The 19,283-nt window shown below is 72.6% G+C and carries 14 protein-coding genes and 1 tRNA gene; 6 read left to right on the top strand and 9 right to left on the bottom strand.

Going from position 1 to position 19,283, the window contains the following annotated elements; all coding sequences use genetic code 11:
• Positions 1 to 113: 113 nt before the first annotated feature.
• The 6 genes from ABTY62_RS05320 to ABTY62_RS05295 all read right to left on the bottom strand — a co-directional run bounded on the left by ABTY62_RS05320 (position 114) and on the right by ABTY62_RS05295 (position 4,995).
• Positions 114 to 632 carry a hypothetical protein gene (locus tag ABTY62_RS05320; RefSeq protein ID WP_352128027.1) on the bottom strand — a complete coding sequence of 173 codons (519 nt, stop codon included), beginning with the start codon at positions 630 to 632 and terminating at the stop codon, positions 114 to 116.
• 66 nt (positions 633 to 698) lie between these two features.
• A complete protein-coding gene (gene pth, locus ABTY62_RS05315; protein ID WP_352128026.1) occupies positions 699 to 1,289 on the bottom strand; it encodes an aminoacyl-tRNA hydrolase in 591 nt (196 codons plus the stop codon).
• Positions 1,290 to 1,437: 148 nt separating this feature from the next.
• Entirely contained in the window at positions 1,438 to 2,022 is a 585-nt protein-coding gene (locus ABTY62_RS05310; RefSeq protein ID WP_352128025.1) for a 50S ribosomal protein L25/general stress protein Ctc, read from the bottom strand.
• Between the two features lie 267 nt (positions 2,023 to 2,289).
• A complete protein-coding gene (locus tag ABTY62_RS05305) occupies positions 2,290 to 3,264 on the bottom strand; it encodes a ribose-phosphate diphosphokinase (RefSeq protein WP_352128024.1) in 975 nt (324 codons plus the stop codon).
• Positions 3,265 to 3,335: 71 nt separating this feature from the next.
• Positions 3,336 to 4,811 carry a bifunctional UDP-N-acetylglucosamine diphosphorylase/glucosamine-1-phosphate N-acetyltransferase GlmU gene (gene glmU, locus ABTY62_RS05300; protein WP_352128023.1) on the bottom strand — a complete coding sequence of 492 codons (1,476 nt, stop codon included), beginning with the start codon at positions 4,809 to 4,811 and terminating at the stop codon, positions 3,336 to 3,338.
• A 111-nt stretch (positions 4,812 to 4,922) separates the two neighbouring features.
• A tRNA-Gln gene (locus ABTY62_RS05295) sits at positions 4,923 to 4,995 on the bottom strand.
• 221 nt (positions 4,996 to 5,216) lie between these two features.
• Here ABTY62_RS05295 and ABTY62_RS05290 point away from each other — a divergent pair.
• Positions 5,217 to 6,728 carry a sensor histidine kinase gene (locus ABTY62_RS05290; RefSeq protein WP_352128022.1) on the top strand — a complete coding sequence of 504 codons (1,512 nt, stop codon included), beginning with the start codon at positions 5,217 to 5,219 and terminating at the stop codon, positions 6,726 to 6,728.
• Positions 6,729 to 6,840: 112 nt separating this feature from the next.
• Here the strand turns inward: ABTY62_RS05290 and ABTY62_RS05285 are convergent, their stop codons facing one another.
• On the bottom strand, positions 6,841 to 7,320 hold the full coding sequence (locus ABTY62_RS05285; RefSeq protein WP_352128021.1) for an SUKH-3 domain-containing protein: 480 nt from the start codon (positions 7,318 to 7,320) through the stop codon (positions 6,841 to 6,843).
• 29 nt (positions 7,321 to 7,349) lie between these two features.
• Entirely contained in the window at positions 7,350 to 7,898 is a 549-nt protein-coding gene (locus ABTY62_RS05280) for a YwqJ-related putative deaminase (protein WP_352128020.1), read from the bottom strand.
• Positions 7,899 to 8,152: 254 nt separating this feature from the next.
• Between ABTY62_RS05280 and ABTY62_RS05275 the strand changes: the two genes are divergently transcribed.
• The 3 genes from ABTY62_RS05275 (at position 8,153) to ABTY62_RS05265 (ending at position 13,723) form a co-directional block, all read left to right on the top strand.
• Positions 8,153 to 9,130: an SMI1/KNR4 family protein gene (locus ABTY62_RS05275; protein ID WP_352128019.1), complete on the top strand. Its 978-nt coding sequence runs from the start codon at positions 8,153 to 8,155 to the stop codon at positions 9,128 to 9,130.
• A 5-nt stretch (positions 9,131 to 9,135) separates the two neighbouring features.
• On the top strand, positions 9,136 to 12,564 hold the full coding sequence (locus tag ABTY62_RS05270; RefSeq protein ID WP_352128018.1) for an SUKH-4 family immunity protein: 3,429 nt from the start codon (positions 9,136 to 9,138) through the stop codon (positions 12,562 to 12,564).
• A gap of 241 nt (positions 12,565 to 12,805) precedes the next feature.
• Complete coding sequence (locus ABTY62_RS05265; RefSeq protein ID WP_352128017.1) at positions 12,806 to 13,723, top strand: coiled-coil domain-containing protein; 918 nt, start codon at positions 12,806 to 12,808, stop codon at positions 13,721 to 13,723.
• Positions 13,724 to 13,745: 22 nt separating this feature from the next.
• Here the strand turns inward: ABTY62_RS05265 and ABTY62_RS05260 are convergent, their stop codons facing one another.
• On the bottom strand, positions 13,746 to 15,392 hold the full coding sequence (locus ABTY62_RS05260) for an MFS transporter (protein WP_352128016.1): 1,647 nt from the start codon (positions 15,390 to 15,392) through the stop codon (positions 13,746 to 13,748).
• 469 nt (positions 15,393 to 15,861) lie between these two features.
• Here ABTY62_RS05260 and ABTY62_RS05255 point away from each other — a divergent pair, with 469 nt between their 5' ends.
• Entirely contained in the window at positions 15,862 to 16,650 is a 789-nt protein-coding gene (locus tag ABTY62_RS05255; RefSeq protein ID WP_352128015.1) for an ABC transporter ATP-binding protein, read from the top strand.
• Positions 16,647 to 19,223: an ABC transporter permease gene (locus tag ABTY62_RS05250; protein ID WP_352128014.1), complete on the top strand. Its 2,577-nt coding sequence runs from the start codon at positions 16,647 to 16,649 to the stop codon at positions 19,221 to 19,223. The genes ABTY62_RS05255 and ABTY62_RS05250 overlap by 4 nt, the downstream gene beginning before the upstream one ends.
• The last annotated feature ends 60 nt before the right edge of the window (positions 19,224 to 19,283 follow it).

The following is a 19,283-nucleotide window of genomic DNA, read 5'->3' as shown; positions in this document are numbered from 1 at the left end:
CCTCGCGGAGCGGCCCAGGCCGCGGTCTTTGTGTTGGGCCATTCCGGGGCTGCGCCCCGGCCCGCACATTGGTGCTGCTCCCCTCCCCGCCCGGGGGCGGAGGGCTGGGGGCGTCAGAACGTCAGGGTGGCGAAGGACGCGGCGAGGAGGGCCGCGCCGGTGAGGCCCAGGGCCCACGCGGTGCGGCGGAGGCGGAGGCCACCCGCGACCATGAGCGCGGCCAGCAGGAGGGAGCCCGCGAAGGGCACCCAGGCGTGCAGGATTCCGGTCATCCCGGTCCGTACCGCTTCGTCCGAGCCGGGCTTGAGAGCCACCAGCAGGCGCTCGCCCCGGCCGTCGGTGACCGCCTTGTCGATCCGCACCTTCGCGCGGGCATGGCCGGAGCCGTCAATGGGCGTGAAGGCGCCCGTGCACCAGTCGTCGTCGCAGGCGGCGACCGTGATCGTGCCGCGTTCGAGGTTCTTGGTGAACATCGCCGGCTTGGCGGTCGCCCACGAGTACCAGACCCCCGCGACCAGAACGAACAGCGCGAGGAGCGCCATCACCACGTTCTTGGTGACGAGCAGCAGCCCGTATGCGCTCTCGCTCGCCCGCCGCTTACGGCTGCGTTTGATCGTGCCGGTGGAAGACATGGCCGCGATCCTGGCGACACCCTGGCCCGCCGGTCAACCTCCGCCGAGGGCATCGGGGGCGGATTCTCAGGAGTTGTACGTGGACTGCGCGCGCTCCAGACCGTCGACGATCAGCGTCTCCACCGCATCCGCGGCGCGGTCCACGAAATAGTCCAACTCCTTGCGCTCAGAAGCGGAGAAGTCCTTCAGCACAAAGGCCGCGACGTCCATCCGGCCGGGCGGCCGGCCGATCCCGAAGCGGACGCGGAAGTAGTCGGGGCCGAGCGATTTGGTGATCGACTTCAGGCCGTTGTGGCCATTGTCACCCCCGCCGAGTTTGAGCCGGAGCGCGCCGTGGTCGATGTCCAGTTCGTCGTGGATGGCGATGACATGCCCGACCGGCACCTTGTAGAAGTCGCGCAGCGCGGTGGTGGGGCCGCCCGAGAGGTTCATGAACGACATGGGCTTGGCGACGATCACCCGGCGGCTCGCCGGGCCGGGCGCGCCGACGCGCCCCTCGACGACCTGGGCGCGGGACTTGTGCGCCTTGAATCGACCGCCCATGCGGTCGGCCAGCAGGTCGGCCACCATGAAGCCGACGTTGTGGCGGTTGCCGGCGTACTCGGGCCCGGGGTTGCCGAGGCCCACGACGAGCCAGGGGCTGGCTTCGTCCGTCATCTGACCTCATCTCCTGGAGGTGAAGGACCGGCCGCCGCCCCGGGCCCGGCCCCGGGCGGGGCAGGGGCGGGACGGCGGCCGGAACGGGCAGGGGGTGGCGTGGCGCCTCGGCCTCAGGCCTCGGCGCGTGACGCCTCCTCGGGCGTTGTTACGCCTCCTCGCCCGCGGCCTCGCCCTCGGCGGCCGGGGCCTCGGCCTGGGCGGAGACGACCTGGATCACGACGGCGTCCTCCTCCACGGCCAGGGTGGTGCCGGCCGGCAGGGTGATGTCCTTGGCGAGGACGGAGTGACCGGCGTCCAGGCCCGCGACGGAGACGGTGACCGCCTGCGGGATGTGGGTGGCCTCGGCCTCGACCGGCAGCGCGTTCAGCACGTGCTCGAGCAGGTTGCCGCCGGGGGCCAGCTCGCCCTCGGTCTGGATCGGGACCTCGACGGTGACCTTCTCGCCGCGCTTCACCAGGAGCAGGTCCACGTGCTTGAGGAAGCCCTTGATGGCGTCGCGCTGGACCGCCTTGGGGATGACGAGCTCCTTCTTGCCCTCGACGTCGAGGCTGAGCAGCACGTTCGGGGTCTTGAGCGCGAGCATCAGGTCGTGGCCCGGCAGGTTGACGTGGACGGGCTCGGAGCCGTGGCCGTACACCACACCCGGGACCAGGCCCTCGCGGCGGGCGCGGCGGGCGGCACCCTTGCCGAACTCGGCACGGTTCTTGGCGGAAATCTTGACCTCAGCCATGGCTGCACTCCTCGTAGTCGTTGTATGCCGCTGAAAGCGGATCTGACGGCCGTCACCCGGCCCACGACAGACCATCTCTACGAAGAGCGCGTCGATAACGGACGAGCCGCGTGCATCACCGCACACAGCTTCCCTCGCCGAGCAACCCGGCAATTCTACCGTCCCGGGGCGCATGCCTCGGCACATGGCTGAGGCCACCCCTCGCGGGGTGGCCTCAGATCGGTCGGCGGGCGCTCGGGGCGGCGGGCCCTAAGTCGCCGGCGGTCATCAGTGCTCCTCGAAGAGGCTGGTCACCGAGCCGTCCTCGAAGACCTCCTGGACCGCGCGGGCGATGGTTGGCGCCATCGACAGCACGGTGATCTTGTCGAGCTCGACCTCGTTCGGGGTGGGCAGGGTGTTGGTGAAGACGAACTCGCTCACCTTCGAGTTCTTCAGCCGGTCCGCGGCCGGGCCGGACAGCACGCCGTGGGTGGCCGTCACGATGACGTCCTCCGCGCCGTTGGCGAACAGCGCGTCCGCCGCGGCGCAGATGGTGCCACCGGTGTCGATCATGTCGTCGACCAGGACGCAGACCCGGCCCCGCACATCGCCCACGACCTCGTGGACGGTGACCTGGTGGGCCACGTCCGGGTCGCGGCGCTTGTGCACGATGGCCAGCGGGGCGCCGAGCCGGTCGCACCAGCGGTCGGCGACGCGCACCCGGCCCGCGTCCGGGGAGACCACGGTCAGCTTGTCGCGGTCGACCTTGGCGCCCACGTAGTCCGCGAGCACCGGCAGCGCGAAGAGGTGGTCGACCGGGCCGTCGAAGAAGCCCTGGATCTGGTCGGTGTGCAGATCGACCGTGAGGATCCGGTCGGCGCCCGCGGTCTTGAGCATGTCGGCGATCAGCCGGGCCGAAATGGGCTCACGGCCGCGGTGCTTCTTGTCCTGGCGGGCATAGCCGTAGAACGGCACGATCACGGTGATGGAGCGCGCGGAGGCCCGCTTCAGCGCATCGACCATGATGAGCTGCTCCATGATCCATTTATTGATCGGAGCCGTGTGGCTCTGGATCAAAAAGCAGTCGGCGCCTCGCGCGGACTCCTGGAAACGGACGTAGATCTCGCCGTTCGCGAAATCGAATGCCTTGGTCGGGACCAAGCTGACGCCCAGCTCGTGGGCGACCTCCTCGGCCAGCTCGGGGTGGGCGCGGCCGGAGAAGAGCATGAGCTTCTTCTCGCCGGTCGTCTTGATCCCGGTCACAGCAAGTCTCCTTGGATGTCACTTTGATGCGCTTATCACCGTACGCCCCGCACGGCGCACCCGTGCGCGGGTCATCCCTCGCCCGCGGCCTCCTCGTGGGCCGACTCGGCGGCCCTCGCGGCGGCGCTTCCGGGACGCTTACGGGCGACCCAACCCTCGATATTCCGCTGCTGGCCGCGTGCGACAGCGAGCGAGCCCGGGGGCACATCCTTGGTGATGACCGAGCCGGCGGCGGTGTAGGCGCCGTCCCCGATCGTGACCGGAGCCACAAGCATGTTGTCCGCTCCGGTACGGCAGTGGCTGCCGATGGTGGTGTGGTGCTTGTTGACGCCGTCGTAGTTCACGAACACGCTGGCGGCACCGATGTTGGTGTACTCGCCGATGGTCGCGTCGCCTACGTAGGAGAGGTGCGGCACCTTGGTGCCCTCGCCGATCCGGGCGTTCTTCATCTCCACGTACGTACCCGCCTTGGCCTTGGCGCCCAGCCGGGTGCCCGGGCGCAGATACGCGTACGGGCCGACGCTCGCGGCCGGGCCGATCTCCGCGCCCTCGGCGACGGTGAAGCTCGCGGTCGCGCCCTCGCCGACGGTGGTGTCGGTGAGCCGGGAGTTCGGGCCGACCTGGGCATGCGCCGCGAGGTGGGTGGCGCCCAGCAGCTGGGTGCCGGGGTGTACCACGGCGTCCGGCTCGAAGGTGACGGTGGCGTCCACCCAGGTGGTGGCCGGGTCGACGACGGTCACCCCGTCGAGCATGGCCCGGGTCAGCAGCCGGTCGTTGAGCAGCCGGCGCGCCTCGGCGAGCTGCACCCGGTTGTTGATGCCGACGATCTCGCGGTGGTCGCCCGCCACACAGGCGCCGACGCGGTGCCCAGCCTCGCGCAGGATGCCCAGCACATCGGTGAGGTATTCCTCACCCTGGCTGTTGTCGGTCCGCACCTTGCCCAGGGCGTCGATCAGCAGCTGGGCGTCGAACGCGAAGACCCCGGAGTTGATCTCGCGGATCGCGCGCTGCGCGTCGGTGGCGTCCTTGTGCTCCACGATCGCGGTGACCGCGCCGCTCGCCCCGTCGCGCACGATCCGGCCGTAGCCGGTCGCGTCGGGAACCTCGGCGGTGAGGACGGTCACAGCGTTGCCCTCGGTGGCGTGGGTCTCGGAGAGGCGGCGCAGGGTCTCGCCGGTCAGCAGCGGGGTGTCCCCGCAGACGACGACCACGGTGCCGTCCAGGGCGACCCGGCTGTCGGTGGTGTCGGTGCTCTCGGTGAGCTGCTCGAGCCCCATCCGGACGGCGTGCCCGGTGCCGTTCTGCTCGTGCTGCACGGCGGTGCACACCTCGGCGTCGATCTCCGCGAGATGGGCGGTGACCTGCTCGCGGGCGTGGCCGACGACGACCACCAGGTGCTCGGGGGAGAGCTCGCGGGAGGCGGCGACGACATGCCCGACGAGGGACCGGCCGCAGATCGCATGCAGGACCTTGGGAGTCGCCGACTTCATGCGGGTGCCCTCACCCGCTGCGAGGACGACGACGGCTGCCGGGCGGTTGACGCTCACGGATGTGCCCTTCGGGCTCGGCTCGGGGTGGACACCCGCAGGATACCGAGAGGTTTCGGGGCGGAAACGAGGGTGGGTCCCCGGTCGGAAGATCGGGGGGCGGAATACGAGCTCCCCTGCAAGGATTCGAACCTTGACAAACGGTACCAAAAACCGGTGTGCTGCCTGATTACACCACAGGGGATGGTAAATCGGTCAAAGTCGGACACCTGGTGGGGGTGGCCGACTTGGCCTCCACCACTATGCCGTACCGACCGCCCTCGACGCGACGGTAGAGCCCCCCGCTGCGCCAGACAGATCACAAGCCGCGTTGCGCGAATCACATGGCGGAGATCCCCGGGCCGAGCGCGCTCCGGCCCTCGTGTCCCGGGTCAAACCGCCCGCATCCGGCCGTAGTCTGTCGGTATGACTTCGACGGGGGATACGGGGGAAGCCGAGACGGCGGGCGCGCGGGGCGCGCCCGCCGGGCCGTGGTGGTGGCCGCGGCGGCGGAGCATGGTGCTGGACATCGTGATCGCCGTCCTGTCCGCGGTCGAGTGCGCCGCGGAGGGCGTCGCCTTCGCCCATGACGCGCGCATCCCGGTCGCCGCCGGAGTGGCGATGGGGCTGGTCGTCGGCGCCACGCTGCTGCTGCGGCGGCGCTGGGCGATCGCCGTGGTGCTCATATCGATCGCGGTCACCCCCGCGGAGATGGGCCTCATGCTCAGCATCGTCGGCCTCTACACCCTGGCCTCCTCCGAGGTGCCGCGCCGGATCACGGCCGTGCTGGCCGGGATGTCGGGCGTGGGCACGCTCATCATCTCCACCATCCGCTTCCAGGAGGACATGCACCGCACCGGCGGCAGCGGCGCGGATTCCACCGTGTGGGTGATCCCGCTGGTCGCGGTGGTGATGTCGCTGGGTCTTACCGCGCCGCCCATCCTGCTCGGGCTGTACGTACGGGCCAGGCGCCGGCTCGTGGAGAGCCTGCGGGAGCGGGCGGACGGCCTGGAGCGCGAGCTGTCGCTGCTGGCGGACCGCGCGGAGGAACGGGCCGAGTGGGCCCGTAACGAGGAGCGCACCCGCATCGCGCGGGAGATGCACGACGTGGTGGCCCACCGGGTGAGCCTGATGGTGGTGCACGCGGCGGCCCTCCAGGCGGTCGCCCTCAAGGACCCGGAGAAGGCCGCGAAGAACGCGGCGCTGGTCGGCGACATGGGCCGCCAGGCCCTGACCGAGCTGCGGCAGATGCTCGGCGTGCTGCGCTCCCAGGACGTCGGCCAGCGGGCCCCGGCCTCGGCCGGCGCCCGCCGGGACGAGCAGCCGGTGCCGCTGGCGGCGGTGGCCGCCGCGGCGTCGGCCGCGGCGGAGGCGGCCGGGGCGTCGGGCGCGGAGGGCGCGGGGAGCGCGCGTACGGCCGGGGGCGCGGGGCCGGCCGGGGCGCCCGCCGGCGTCGCGGGCGGACCGCGGCTGGCGGAGCTGGAGACCCTGGTCGGGCAGTCGCGGGCGGCCGGGATGGTCGTCGAGCTGTCGGTCGAGGGGGAGGAGCGCGGCTACGCCCCCCGGGTCGAGCAGACCGCGTACCGCGTGGTGCAGGAGGCCCTGACCAACGTCCACAAGCACGCGCCGGGCGCTAAGGCGCGGGTCCGGCTCGCCCGCCGGCCCTCGGAGGTCGCGGTGCTGGTGGAGAACGGCCCCTCGGAGCGGGGCGCGGCGGACGCGGGGCTGCCGAGCGGCGGCAACGGCCTGCTGGGGATGAAGGAGCGGGTGACGACGCTCGGCGGCGGCTTTGTGTCGGGGGCCACGGAGTCGGGCGGCTTCCGGGTCTCGGCGGTCATCCCGGACCGTACGGCGGATGGCGCGCCGGATCGTGCGGGCAACGGCCGCGTGGATCTCCCGGCGTGGGACCGGGGCGCCGAGCGGGCGAAGAGCGCATAGGGCGGAGCGCATGGCGAGGCAGGGGCGAATGAGGCTTTCCGCCCTGTTTGCCCCTGCTCGAAATTGGCTCGAAAGTGTAGGTGATTCCTCAGAGTCGCCGCCCGCCGAGCCGCTACCCGCGCGGCAGGCGCTGCGGCTGCACCCCCGTCACCAACGCCGTCAGCGCCGCGTCGATGTCCGGGCCCAGGAACCAGTCCCCGGTGTGGTCCAGGCTGTACACCCGGCCCTCCGCGTCGATGGTCAACAACGCCTGTCCGTCGGCCTCCTCGCCCAGCGGGCAGAGCTCCGTGCCCAGCGCCCGCCCCAGGTCGCCCAGGGTCCGGGCCAGATGCAGACCGTGCAGCGGATCGAGGTGAAACGGCGTCGGCGCGATGTGCCGCCCGGCCCCGGGCGGGATCACGTGCAGGCCCCCGAACTCCGCCCACGCCTCGACGGCCGCCGGGAAGATGGCGTGCAGATGCCCGGCCGGCGAGGTGTGGGCGCGCAGGGTGTCCGCCCAGACCTCGGCCTGGTGGACGTTACGGCGCCCCGGCTGCCAGCCCGCCTCGCGCAGGGCGGCGTCGACGGGGACGGCGAAGCGGGTCGAGTCCATGCTTCGTACGCGTCTGGATGTGTCCAACGTCAGCCCCTCACCGGGCCCGCCGCGGCCCCGGCCCCGGGCTCGTGCCCCACGGTCCGTACGCCGAAGTGGGCCAGTAGCGGCACACAGGACCGGCACGGCGGGGCGTAGCCGCCGTGCCGCGGATCGCCGGCCTCGCGGATCCGGCGTGTGGTGATCTTGGCGTGTTTGAAGGCGCGGCGGGCCTCGCCATGGGTGAGCGGCTTGCGGGCGGCGCGCTTGGAGCGGTTCGCCTCGACGCCGGTCAGATGGCGGGACAGCAGGATCGCCTCCGGGCAGCGGCCGGTGAACCGCTCGCGCTGTGCGCTGGTGAGCGTGTCCAGGAAGTCCTGGACCAGCGGGTGCAGCGGGGGCGGCTGGTCGCCCTTGCTCGCGGTGGAGGTGAGGGTCTGGCCGCGGACGGAGAGCGCGGCGGCGACGGTCGGCAGGATGCCGTCGCGGCGGTGCACAAGCGGCGGCGGCCCGTCGGCGCCGTCGGTCTCGCTCCAGCTGAGCCGTGGGTCGCTCTGTCCGGGCTCGGCGCCGTCGTGGCCGTTCGGAGTGGTGTGCATCTCCTGTGTTCCCTCCCGTTTCCTCCCTGCGCAATTCGCGCGCAATCCCCGCGCAATCCCCCCGGTTGCGAAGATCAGCCTGCCAAATGTGGCGCGTGGTGCGAAAGTCCGGGGAGACCGGTGCAGGTCGGGCCGGAGGTCGGCGGTCCGCCCGCCGGCCGGGGCCGGTCATGCGGTCCGGGCGCGACGGGGTCCGGGGTCGCGGTACCGCATAGTCTGTCCGTAGTAGCCAGCAGCAGCAGGGGGCATCCGCCATGACGACAGGTCGGCTCGGGCAGCACGCCGCGCCACCGAACACGGCCTACGCCGGGCAGGTCGTGCACTTCCCGGATCCGGTGAGGGCCGCCCGGCACCCCAAGGGCGTGCGAGTGGACGAAAAGGGCTATCCAGACTTTGCGCCCTATGCGCGCGCGGCGGCCGAAATCGCCGAGCCGCCCGAGGGGTTCGGCGTCGACGAACTGCGGCTGACCGACTTCGTGTCCGCCAACGCCGCACAGCACGCCGTCGGCCACGATCTGTGGGACGGCGCGTCGAGCGTGGCCACCCCGCACGGCTGGACCTGGCACCACGTCGTCGGCACCCGCCGCCTGGAGCTGATCCCGGTGGAGGTGAAGGCGCTGCTGCGGCACCACGCCGGGCTCGCCACGGCCGCCGTCGACCAGGACAAGCGCGGCACCCGGCCGCTCCAGGAGACCCGTCCGGTCCACTTCACGCTGCCCAAGCGCGGCCTGTCGGTCACCGAGGAGCAGGTGCTCGGCGTCGAGGAGGACCTCGGCTACCGGCTGCCCGGCGCGTACCGCGCCTTCCTGAAGGCGGCGGGCGGCTGCGCGCCCGTCGGCGCCGCGCTGGACCCGGAGCTCGGGCTCCTGGTCGACCAGCCGTTCTTCACGGTGCGCGACGAGGCCGCGGTCAACGACCTCGTGTACGTCAACAAGTGCCTGCGCGACCACTTCACCAAGGACTTCCTCGGAGTCGGCTTCGTCCAGGGCGGAGTGATCGCGGTGAAGGTGAAGGGCGACGCGGCCGGCTCGGTGTGGTTCTGCGCGTACGACGACGCGCGGGACCGCGACGGCTGGACGGTGCAGGAGCGGGTCGACCACCTGATGCTCCCGTGCGGCGACGACTTCGACGCCTTCCTGCTGCGGCTCGCGGGCAACCCGCCGGAGCTGGAGACCGTGGCCAACCTGATGGTGGAGGGCGGCTTCGCGTACGCCGTCCCGGTGGAGGGGTGAGCGCGATGGTGACCTTCGCTCAGGCGCAGGAGCGCGCGGAGCTCTGGATCAACGGCGATGTGCCCGGCTACCAGCAGCGCGAGGTGCGGGTGCGGGAGTTCGACCTGGGCTTCGTGGCCTGGGCCGAGGACCGCGCGGACGGCCCCGTCTCGGACGCGCCCGCCGACGGCGCCCGGCTGGTCATCGCCCGCGACAGCGGGGACACGTCCCTGTGGCCCGCGCTGCCGGTGGGCGAGGTCATCCGCCGGTACGAGGAGGAGTACGGGGCCTCGGGCGGCCGCCAGGAGAACACGGGCGCGCGGCCCCAGCGCATCGACCTGAACGCGACGTCCTTCCTGCTGACCCCGCCCGACTGGCTACAGGAGGCGGCGGACGCGAGGGGCATCCCCGACCAGCGGTCGAGCGGCGGCAGCGGCGCTTCCACGGCGGACTCCGGGACGGGGGCGGGCGCCGGGGCGGGCACCGGCACGGACGCGAGTGCGGCGGCGGCCTCGGCGGGCGGCTCCGCCGACCGTGAGCCGGCGGCGGTGGACGACTGGCCGGGGTCGCAGGCCTCGGGCGGGCCCGCCGACCGCGAGCCGGGAACGGGAACGGGAACGGACGACTGGCCGGGGTCGCAGGCGTCGGCCTCGGCGGTGTCGGCCGCGGCGGCGTCGGGTTCGTACGGCGGTGGTTCGGCCGACCGTGGGGCGGACGACTGGCCGGGTTCCGGCGTGGCTGCGGGGCCGGGTTCGGGTTCGTACGGCGGTGGTTCGGCCGGCGGCGGAGCGGATGACTGGCCGGGTTCCGGCGCGGCGGGTTCCGGAGCCGGAGCGTCCGCGGCGGGCGGCTCCGCCGGTCGTGACCCGGAGCCGGTCGACGACTGGCCGGGGTCGCAGGCGGCGCCTGCGTCGGCCTCGGCGGCATCTGCTTCGTACGGCGGTGGTTCGGCCGACCGCGGGGCGGATGACTGGCCGGGTTCTGGCGCGGCTGGTTCCAGCGCGGGGGCGGCTGCGGGTTCGGGTTCTGGTTCGTACGGCGGCGGTTCGGCCGACCGCGGGGCGGACGACTGGCCGGGGTCCGGTTCGGGCGTCCCCGGCGCCGGAGCGGGCGCGCGGCCTTCGGACGACGCCTCTCACGGTGGGCAGCCCGGTGCCGGGAGCCCCTGGGCCACCCCGGCGGGCTCCGCGGCCCCCGGCGCCCCCGCGACACCGGCCGGCGGCACGCCGTGGGCGGGCGCCGACACCAACTCCGGGGGCGACGACAACGACCGCTCGGTCGCCCCGCCCGTCACGGTCTTCGCCCCGCCGCTCGCGGGCTCGGACGACGAGGACACCCCGGCGCCGGGCGTGCGGCCGGACGCCAAGACCGAGTTGATGTCGGCGGGCAGCGCGCTGCCGCCCACCGCCCTCGCGCCGGCCCTCGACATGCCGCCCCCGACGGGCGCGCCGGCCGGGGGCCCGGGCGTCCCCGGGGCGCCCTCCGCACCTCCCGGGGCGATGCCCGGCGGTCCCCCGCCCCCGCCGCCGCCCGGTGTGCCGGGCGCTCCCGGCGCCGGTCCGGCCCCGGGGCCGCAGACCCCGACTCCGCCGCCGTCCGGCCCGGGTGCCCCCGGCGCGCCGGCCGGAGGGTACGTACCGACCCAACTGGTCTCGGCGCTCGACTCCGAGAGCCTCGCGACGCCGCCCGGCGCCCCTGGCGCCCCAGGTGCCCCGGGTGTTCCCGGTGCCCCTGGTGGCGCGCAGACGCCGCCTCCGCCGCCGACTCCGGGCGCCCCTGGCGGGGGCGCGACGCCTCCGCCGGGCGTCCCGGGTGCTCCTGGTGTGCCTGGTGCTCCTGGTGGGGTGCATGCGGCGGCGACGATGCTGGCCGGTGGTCCTGGCGCGCCCGGCGTGCCCGGCGCGCCGGGGGCGGGCGGCCCGCAGCCGCCCGGCCCGCCCGGTGCTCCCGGTGTCCCGGGCCAGCCCGGTGTGTCGGGTCCGCAGCCGCCCGGTCCGCCGGGCGTGCCCGGGGCCGGGGGCGCCCAGACGCCGCCTCCGCCCGGTCCCGCCGCCAACTTCCCCGGTCCGCCCGGTGCCCAGGGTGCGCCCGGCGCTCCTGGTGTGCCTGGTGCTCCTGGTGGGGTGCATGCGGCGGCGACGATGCTGGCCGGTGGTCCTGGCGCGCCCGGCGTGCCCGGCGCCCCGGGCCAGCCCGGCGTGCCCGGCCCCGGTGGTGCGCCGACGCCGCCCCCGCCGCCCGGCCCCGGCTACCCCGGCGGCCCCGGCCCGGGTCCCGGCCCCGGCCCCGGTCAGCCCGGTGCTCCCGGTGGGGTGCACGCGGCCGCGACGATGCTCGCGGGCGGCACGCCCCCGCCCGGCATGCCCGGCCCGGGTACGCCCCCGCCCGGCATGCCCGGCCCCGGCATGCCCGGCCCCGGCATGCCCCCGCCCGGTGGCGCGTACGCCTACCCCACGCCGCCGGCCGGTCAGCCGACCGTCGGCCCCGGCTACATGGCGGTGCTGCGCTACCGCGCGCAGGACGGCTCCGAACAGCAGCTCATCCGCCGTTCCGCGCCGGGCACCCCGCACCCCGAGTGGCAGATCCTGCACGAGCTACGCGGGATGAACGTCCCGCCGCAGCAAGTGCTGGAGCTCCACACCGAGCTGGAGTCCTGCGATCTGCCCGGCGGCTACTGCGCACGGATGATCAAGGAGACCTGGCCGCAGGTGCGGATCAGCCACACGGCGGCGTACGGGCGTGACCACGCGACGCGTCAGCAGGGCGTGCGCCACCTGATCGAGCATCAGGGCGAGTTGCACCAGGTGGCGGACGGCCCGGCCCGCCCGGCCCCCAACCGGGTGCCGCTGCCGCACCCCAGCCAGGTGCAGCGGGTGCCCCCGGTGCCGCCGGAGCTGCTGGCACAGGAACTGCTCCAGTCGTTCGGCCCGCAGGGCATCTTCCGCTTCGACCAGCGGGCCGTGTCGCGGATGGGCGTGCCGGACGTGGTCGCGCAGACGCTGGTCTGGGCGGGGCTGCCGATGGACTTCGGGCCGTTCTTCTGGGCGCAGGCCCACCAGGGCCGCCCGGTGCCGACGCTGGCCGAGCTGGCCGCCGAGCGCGGGGTGCAGCCCGCGCCGGACTCGGGCTCGTACCTGGTCATGGGCAATGACTTCGGCCGTCAGCTCTGCGTGCAGTACGGCACGGCGCACATCGTGGCGGTGCCGGTGGAGGCGGGCCCCGGCGGCACGTCCGTGCCGCCGCAGTTCGTCAACTCCTCGCTGCCGGACTTCGTCCGCTGCCTGGCCCTGCTGGGCCGGATGTGGCGGCTGCGGTTCGGGCTGACGCCGGAGCAGGCCGGCCGCTGGACGGTCGACTTCCAGGCGCAGCTGGCCTGCCTGGACCCGGCGGCGCTGTCCTCGCCGGACAACTGGTGGTCGGTGCTGCTGGAGCAGATGTGGGACGGATTGCTCTGAGCGAACTCTGAGGCGAACAGCGCCAGAACATCAGGACCGAGGCGCCCGACCCCCGTGACGGGGGCGGGCGCCTCGTCGTTGTGTTGTCCGGGTCCGCCGGCGACGGCATTGGGCGACATCTGGGGGACACGACATCTCCGACCGAAGGAGATGGGCGGAGTGTCGCGTTATGTGCGATTAGCCGCGATCTATAAAGATGTGCGCCGGAGCGGTTGCATGCCGGACAAAAGGGGTTCCAAGGATGGGCGCATCGGTGTCACGTCAAGGTTTCACCATCGGCGGACGGGGCCGCGGCTACCGCCCCGAGCAGGTCGAACGCGCTCTCGCGGAGCTGTCCGACGCGCGCGACGCGGCGTGGGAACGGGCCGCGCGGCTGACGGTCCTGGGCAATGAGCTGGCCGCCGACGCCGAGCGGCTGCGCGAGGCGGTCGCCCAGCTGGCCCCCCAGACGTATGAATCGCTGGGCGACCGCGCCCGGCTGATTCTGTTCGCCTCCGAGGAGGAGGCCGCGAGCCTGCGGGCGCGGGCCGAGGGCTCGGTCCAGGAGCTGTGGGACGCCGCGCGGGCGGAGGCCCGTACGGTCGAGGAGGCCGCCCGCGAGGAGGCCGGGCGGGTGCGGGCCGCCGCCGAGGCGTCCGCGCGCTCGACGCTGGAGGCGTGCCAGGCGGACGTGGACGAACTGCGCGCCGCCTCGCGGCAGGACGCCAAGGAGTGGCGGGCCGAGGCCCTGTCGGCGCTGAAGGAGACGCGGCAGCGCAGCGCCGCCGTACTGGCCGAGCTGGAGCGGGACCACGGCGATCGGTGGGAGGCGGCGGGCCGGGAGATCGCCGAGCGGCAGGCCGCGGTGGCCGCGGGCATCGACCGGTTGGAGGAGCGCGTGCAGCAGAAGCTCGCCGAGGCCAAGCGGGAGTACGCGATGGCCGAGCAGGCGGCGCGGCTGCGGCAGGAGGACGCCCAGGGACAGGCGGCGGAGATCATCGCGCAGGCGCGGGCCCGGGAGGAGCGCCTGGAGCGGGAGACGGAGCGGACGCTGCGCGAGCACGTGGAGCGGCGTGAGGAGCTCAAGTCGCACCTGGAGCACGTACGGGGCAGCCTGGCGGCGCTGACGGGGCGGCCGGTCGCCGAGGACGCCGGCTCCACGCCGCTGCCGGAGGCCTGACCGGCTTTCCCTGCGGCGCTCCTTAACCGGCCGTCCGCGTCTGCTCGTCGGCTCCCTCGGTGCCCCCTGTGCCTTCGGCGCCCGCCGTGCCGTGTTCGCCGTCCGGCCCGGCGGCGGCCCGGCGCGGGGCGAGGAACAGCAGGACCAGTACGGCCAGTACGGCGGCCCCCGCCGAGCCGACGTACACATGGTCGACGGCGGTGTCGACCGCGCGCCGCAGATAGTCGGCGGCCTGGTCGGTGAGCGTGGCGGGGTGCTCCAGCGCGCGGGAGACCCCGTCGAGGTCGTCGGGCAGGCCGGGGCGGATCGCGGCCGGCGCCTCGTCGAGGCGGGCGGCCAGCGTGGAGTTGGCGACGGCGCCGAAGACGGCCGCTCCCATGCTCTGGCCGACCAGTCGGCAGAAGAGGATGGATGCGGTCGCGGTGCCGCGCTCCGCCCAGCGGACGGACGACTGGACCCAGATGATCAGCGGCAGCTGGAAGAGGCCGAGGGCCGCGCCGAGCAGCAGCATGATCAGCGCGGGCTGCCAGGCCGCGCCGGGGTTCGCCCCGGGGTAGGGGAGGAGCGGGAAGGCGAACAGGGCCAGCGCGGCGAGCCCGATGCCGGTGATCGCACAGCGCCGGAAGCCGACCCGGTTGTAGACGCGGTTGCTCAGCGCGGCGGATATCGGCCAGCTGAGCGTCATGGCCGACAGCACGAACCCGGCCGCGATCGGGCCGAGCCCCAGGACCGACTGGCCGTAGGTGGGCAGGAAGACGGTCGGGGCGATCATCACCAGGCCCAGCGCGCCGAGCGCGAGATTGACCGCCGAGATCGTACGGCGCCGCCAGACCCAGCCCGGAATGATCGGTTCGGCGGCATGGCGCTCGATCCACACCGTCCCGGCCGCGCACACCGCGCTGCCCGCGAACAGCGCGAACGACGGCGCGGACAGCCAGGCCCAGGCCACCCCGCCCTGCACGAGCGCGGTCAGCAGCAGCCCGCCGGTCGCGAAGATCGCGAGCGCGCCGGCCCAGTCCACCCGGGACCCGCGGGCGACCTCCCGGGCCGGCTCGTGCAGATGACGGGCGATCAGCAGCAGCGCCACCGCGCCGACCGGCAGGTTGATCAGGAAGATCCAGCGCCAGTCGGCGTACCCGGCTAGCAGACCGCCGATGACCGGGCCCGCCACGGAGGACAGGGCCCACACCGAGGAGAGCCTGGCCTGGATCTTCGGGCGCTCCTTGAGCGGGTAGAGATCGGCGGCGATGACCTGCACGGTGCCCTGGAGCGCGCCGCCGCCCAGGCCCTGGACGATACGGAAGGCGATCAGGGAGCCCATGTTCCAGGCGCCCGCGCACAACAGCGAGCCGAGCAGGAAGAGCACGATCCCGAAGAGCAGGACGGGCTTGCGGCCGAAGGTGTCGGAGATCTTGCCGTACACCGGAAGGCTGACGGTGACGGCGAGCAGATAGCCGGAGAACAGCCAGGAGAAGACGGAGAAGCCGCCGAGGTCGCCCACGATCTGCGGGATCGCGGTCGAGATGATGGTGGAGTCGAGCGCGGCGAGCGCCATGCCGAGCATCAGCGCGGCCGCGACGGAGCGGCGGCGTACGGGGGGTGACGGGGTGGTTCCTGGGGGAGGGGGTCCGGTGTCCGGGTCTGTCCGCCGTCGTGCGGTGCCGCCCACCGTGCGCACTCCCTCCCCGGCCGAGCCGGCCGGCTGCCGTGCTGCGCTGCCCGAACACTCGCTGCCCGTGAACACTGTTGTACTACCCACCATTCCATGCGGGATCGAGGGAAGGGAAGCGGGCGTCCAGGCCGTGGAACAGCGGACTTGAACCTCCCGTGACGTGACGGCGCAGTCTTGACCCCGAGACGGGATCCGTCTCAGGTCCCACACCCCTAGGGGACATCCACCCCTTCCTCCTACCCGGGGCTCGTACCGCCGGAGGAGGTTTCCGACCTGGGACGCTTCTAGTGTTGTTCTGGCCGACCGGACCGTGGGGGTATGGCTAGCACCCCCATGGATAGGGAGCCAGGCACCATCGCGCCACCCCCCGCGCCTGGCTCACCCTTGAATCGGGCGGCCGGGAGAACCCGGCTCGTGGAAGAAACGTCTGAAGAGCCGAAGAAGAAGACGACTGAGGAGAGTCACCGTGACAACCGCTGTATCGATTCCCAAGACCGGGGGCAGTGGAGGACATACGGCTGTTGCCGCCCGCGCACGTCAGGTGGTCAAGTCCTATGGCTCCGGCGAGACCCGCGTGGTCGCGCTCGACCATGTGGATGTCGACATAGCCCGCGGCCAGTTCACCGCGATCATGGGCCCCTCGGGCTCCGGCAAGTCGACCCTGATGCACTGCCTCGCCGGTCTCGACACCGTGACCTCCGGCCAGATCTTCATCGACGAGACCGAGATCACGGGGCTCAAGGACAAGAAGCTCACCCAGCTGCGCCGCGACCGGATCGGCTTTATCTTCCAGGCGTTCAACCTCCTCCCGACGCTCAACGCGATCGAGAACATCACGCTGCCCATGGACATCGCGGGCCGTAAGCCGGACCGCGCCTGGCTGGACCGGGTGGTGGAGACCGTGGGCCTGGCCGATCGGCTCAAGCACCGGCCGAACCAGCTCTCCGGCGGTCAGCAGCAGCGCGTCGCCGTGGCGCGCGCCCTCGCCGCCCGCCCCGAGATCATCTTCGGTGACGAGCCCACCGGAAACCTGGACTCCCGGGCCGGCGCCGAGGTGCTGGGCTTCCTGCGGCGCTCGGTGGAAGAGCTGGGCCAGACCATCGTGATGGTCACCCATGACCCGGTCGCCGCCGCGTACGCCAACCGGGTGCTGTATCTGGCCGACGGCCGGATCGTCGACGAGATGCACAACCCCACCGCCGAGCTGGTGCTGGAGCGGATGAAGAGCTTCGACGCGCGCGGGCGGGTGTCATGACCGTCGTCAAGACCTCGATGCGCAATTTCTTCGCGCACAAGGGACGCATGGCGCTGTCGGCCATCGCCGTCCTGCTGTCGGTGGCCTTCGTCTGCGGCACGCTGGTCTTCACCGACACCACCAACGCCACCTTCGACCAGCTCTTCGCGAGCACCAGCTCCGATGTCACGGTCAAGTCCAAGGAGAAGAGCGCCAGCCACAACGGCCCGCAGAGCGGCAAGATCGAGACGGTCCCCGGGTCGCGGCTCGCCGAGCTGAAGAAGGTCCAGGGCGTCAAGTCGGTGGTCGGTGAGATCAGCACCGAGACCGTCACCGTCGTCGACAAGAACAACGACGACATCGGTCCGAAGTCCGGCGCCCCGACCGTCGCCACCAACTGGGACCCGACCGAGCTGCTCGCGGTGGACCTCACCTCCGGCCATGAGCCGCGCGGCCCCACCGAGGTGATGCTCGACGCCGACACGGCCAAGAACAAGCACCTGAAGATCGGTGACGAGCTGCGGCTCATCGCCGTGCCCGGCGACTTCAGCGCCAAGATCGTCGGCCTGACGACCTTCAAGGTGACCAACCCCGGCGCCACCATCGTCTACACGGACAACGAGACCGCGCAGCGCAAGCTGCTCGGCCGCTCCGACGCGTACACCAGCTTCGCCCTGACCGCCCAGCCCGGCGTCAGCAACGAGCAGCTGAAGAAGAACGTGATCGCGTCCCTCGGCGACGGCTTCAAGGTGCAGACGAAGGCCGAGGCCGCCGAGGAGGGCAAGGACGACGTCGGCTCGTTCCTCGACATCATGAAGTACGCGATGCTCGGCTTCGCCGGGATCGCCGTGCTGGTCGGCATCTTCCTCATCGTCAACACCTTCTCGATGCTGGTCGCCCAGCGCACCCGCGAGATCGGCCTGATGCGGGCCATCGGCTCCAGCCGCCGGCAGATCAACCGCTCGGTGCTCATCGAGGCGCTGCTGCTCGGCGTCATCGGCTCGGTGCTCGGCGTGCTGGCCGGCGTGGGTCTCGCCGTCGGGCTGATGAAGGTCATGGGCAGCCAGGGCCTGAACATCAGCACCGACCAGCTGACGGTCAAGCCGGCCACGCCCATCATCGGCCTCACCATCGGCATCGTCGTCACCCTCATCTCCGCGTACATCCCCGCCCGCCGCGCCGGGAAGATCTCCCCGATGGCGGCCCTGCGGGACGCGGGCACCCCGGCCGACGCCAAGGCCGGCCGGATCCGGGGCGTGATCGGCCTGGTGCTCACGTTGGCGGGCACGGCGGCCCTGGTTGCCGCGGGGAACGCGGACAAGGCCACCGAAGGGTCGATGTTCCTGGGCCTGGGCGTGGTGCTGACCCTGATCGGCTTCATCGTCATCGGCCCGCTGCTGGCCGGCCTGGTGGTCCGGGTGCTGGCCGCCGTCATCCTGCGGATCTTCGGCCCGGTCGGCCGCCTGGCCGAGCGGAACGCACTGCGCAACCCCCGGCGCACCGGCGCCACCGGCGCCGCCCTGATGATCGGCCTCGCGCTGGTCGCCTGTCTGTCGGTGGTCGGCTCCTCGATGGTCGCCTCGGCCAGCGATGAGCTCGACAAGTCGGTCGGCGCGGACTTCATCATCCAGTCCGACCGAGGCCAACCGATCACCGAGGAGGTCGTGAGGGCGGCGCACGCGGCGAAGGGCCTGGACCACGTCACCGACGTCAAGAACCTCAACGACACCAAGATCACCACGTCCGACGGCAAGACCAGCACCGACAACCTGGTCGCCGCCGACCCCAAGTTCGCAGACGACCTGCGCACCCCCGTGGTCGACGGCACGCTCTCCGACGCCTACGGCAGGGACGCCATCTCGGTGGGCGAGGGCTTCGCCAAGGACCACAAGGTGAAGGTGGGCGACACCCTCACCGTCGCCTTCGCGGGCGGCAAGCCGGCCAAGCTCAAGGTCGCCGCCATCACCTCGGACGACACCTCGCTCAACAAGGGCGCCAAGTACGTCAACATCACCACCGCCGAGCGCTATATCCCGGCCGACAAGATGCCGGTGAACGCGATGATGCTCGCGGCCGCCAAGGACGGCCAGGAGAAGGCGGCCTACGCCTCCCTCCAGGCCCAACTGGACCGCTACCCGCAGGTCGAGGTCCGGGACCAGACCGACTACAAGAAGATGATGAAGGATCAGATCGGGCAGCTGCTCAACCTGGTCTACGGCCTGCTGGCGCTCGCGATCATCGTCGCCGTCCTCGGTGTGGTGAACACCCTGGCGCTGTCGGTCGTCGAGCGGACCCGGGAGATCGGCCTGATGCGCGCCATCGGCCTGTCGCGCCGTCAGCTGCGCCGCATGATCCGCCTGGAGTCGGTCGTGATCGCGCTGTTCGGTGCCCTGCTCGGCCTCGGCCTCGGCATGGGCTGGGGGGCGACGGCGCAGAAGCTGCTGGCGCTCGAGGGCCTGAAGACCCTTGAGATCCCGTGGCCGACGATCATCACCGTCTTCATCGGCTCGGCCGTGGTGGGCCTGGTCGCCGCCCTGCTCCCGGCGTTCCGGGCGGGCCGGATGAATGTGCTGAATGCCATCGCCACCGAATAAATGACTGCCGGAGAACAGCTGACAGTCGAATAATGAAGCCGCTGCCCCTCCGTGGGGGTG

The organism is Streptomyces sp. NPDC097640, from assembly GCF_040302705.1.
GTDB lineage: Bacteria > Actinomycetota > Actinomycetes > Streptomycetales > Streptomycetaceae > Streptomyces.
The sequence above is the reverse complement of the archived record's forward strand: the minus strand, read 5'-3'. Positions and strand labels throughout refer to the sequence as shown.

What these genes read in the sequence shown, in the direction of transcription:
- ABTY62_RS05290 (WP_352128022.1), top strand. Translation starts at nt 5,217, where the DNA reads ATGACTTCGACGGGGGATACGGGGGAAGCCGAGACGGCGGGCGCGCGG.
- ABTY62_RS05320 (WP_352128027.1), bottom strand. Translation starts at nt 632, where the DNA reads ATGTCTTCCACCGGCACGATCAAACGCAGCCGTAAGCGGCGGGCGAGC.
- ABTY62_RS05280 (WP_352128020.1), bottom strand. Translation starts at nt 7,898, where the DNA reads ATGCACACCACTCCGAACGGCCACGACGGCGCCGAGCCCGGACAGAGC.
- ABTY62_RS05270 (WP_352128018.1), top strand. Translation starts at nt 9,136, where the DNA reads ATGGTGACCTTCGCTCAGGCGCAGGAGCGCGCGGAGCTCTGGATCAAC.
- pth (WP_352128026.1), bottom strand. Translation starts at nt 1,289, where the DNA reads ATGACGGACGAAGCCAGCCCCTGGCTCGTCGTGGGCCTCGGCAACCCC.
- ABTY62_RS05275 (WP_352128019.1), top strand. Translation starts at nt 8,153, where the DNA reads ATGACGACAGGTCGGCTCGGGCAGCACGCCGCGCCACCGAACACGGCC.
- ABTY62_RS05265 (WP_352128017.1), top strand. Translation starts at nt 12,806, where the DNA reads ATGGGCGCATCGGTGTCACGTCAAGGTTTCACCATCGGCGGACGGGGC.
- ABTY62_RS05250 (WP_352128014.1), top strand. Translation starts at nt 16,647, where the DNA reads ATGACCGTCGTCAAGACCTCGATGCGCAATTTCTTCGCGCACAAGGGA.
- ABTY62_RS05310 (WP_352128025.1), bottom strand. Translation starts at nt 2,022, where the DNA reads ATGGCTGAGGTCAAGATTTCCGCCAAGAACCGTGCCGAGTTCGGCAAG.
- ABTY62_RS05285 (WP_352128021.1), bottom strand. Translation starts at nt 7,320, where the DNA reads ATGGACTCGACCCGCTTCGCCGTCCCCGTCGACGCCGCCCTGCGCGAG.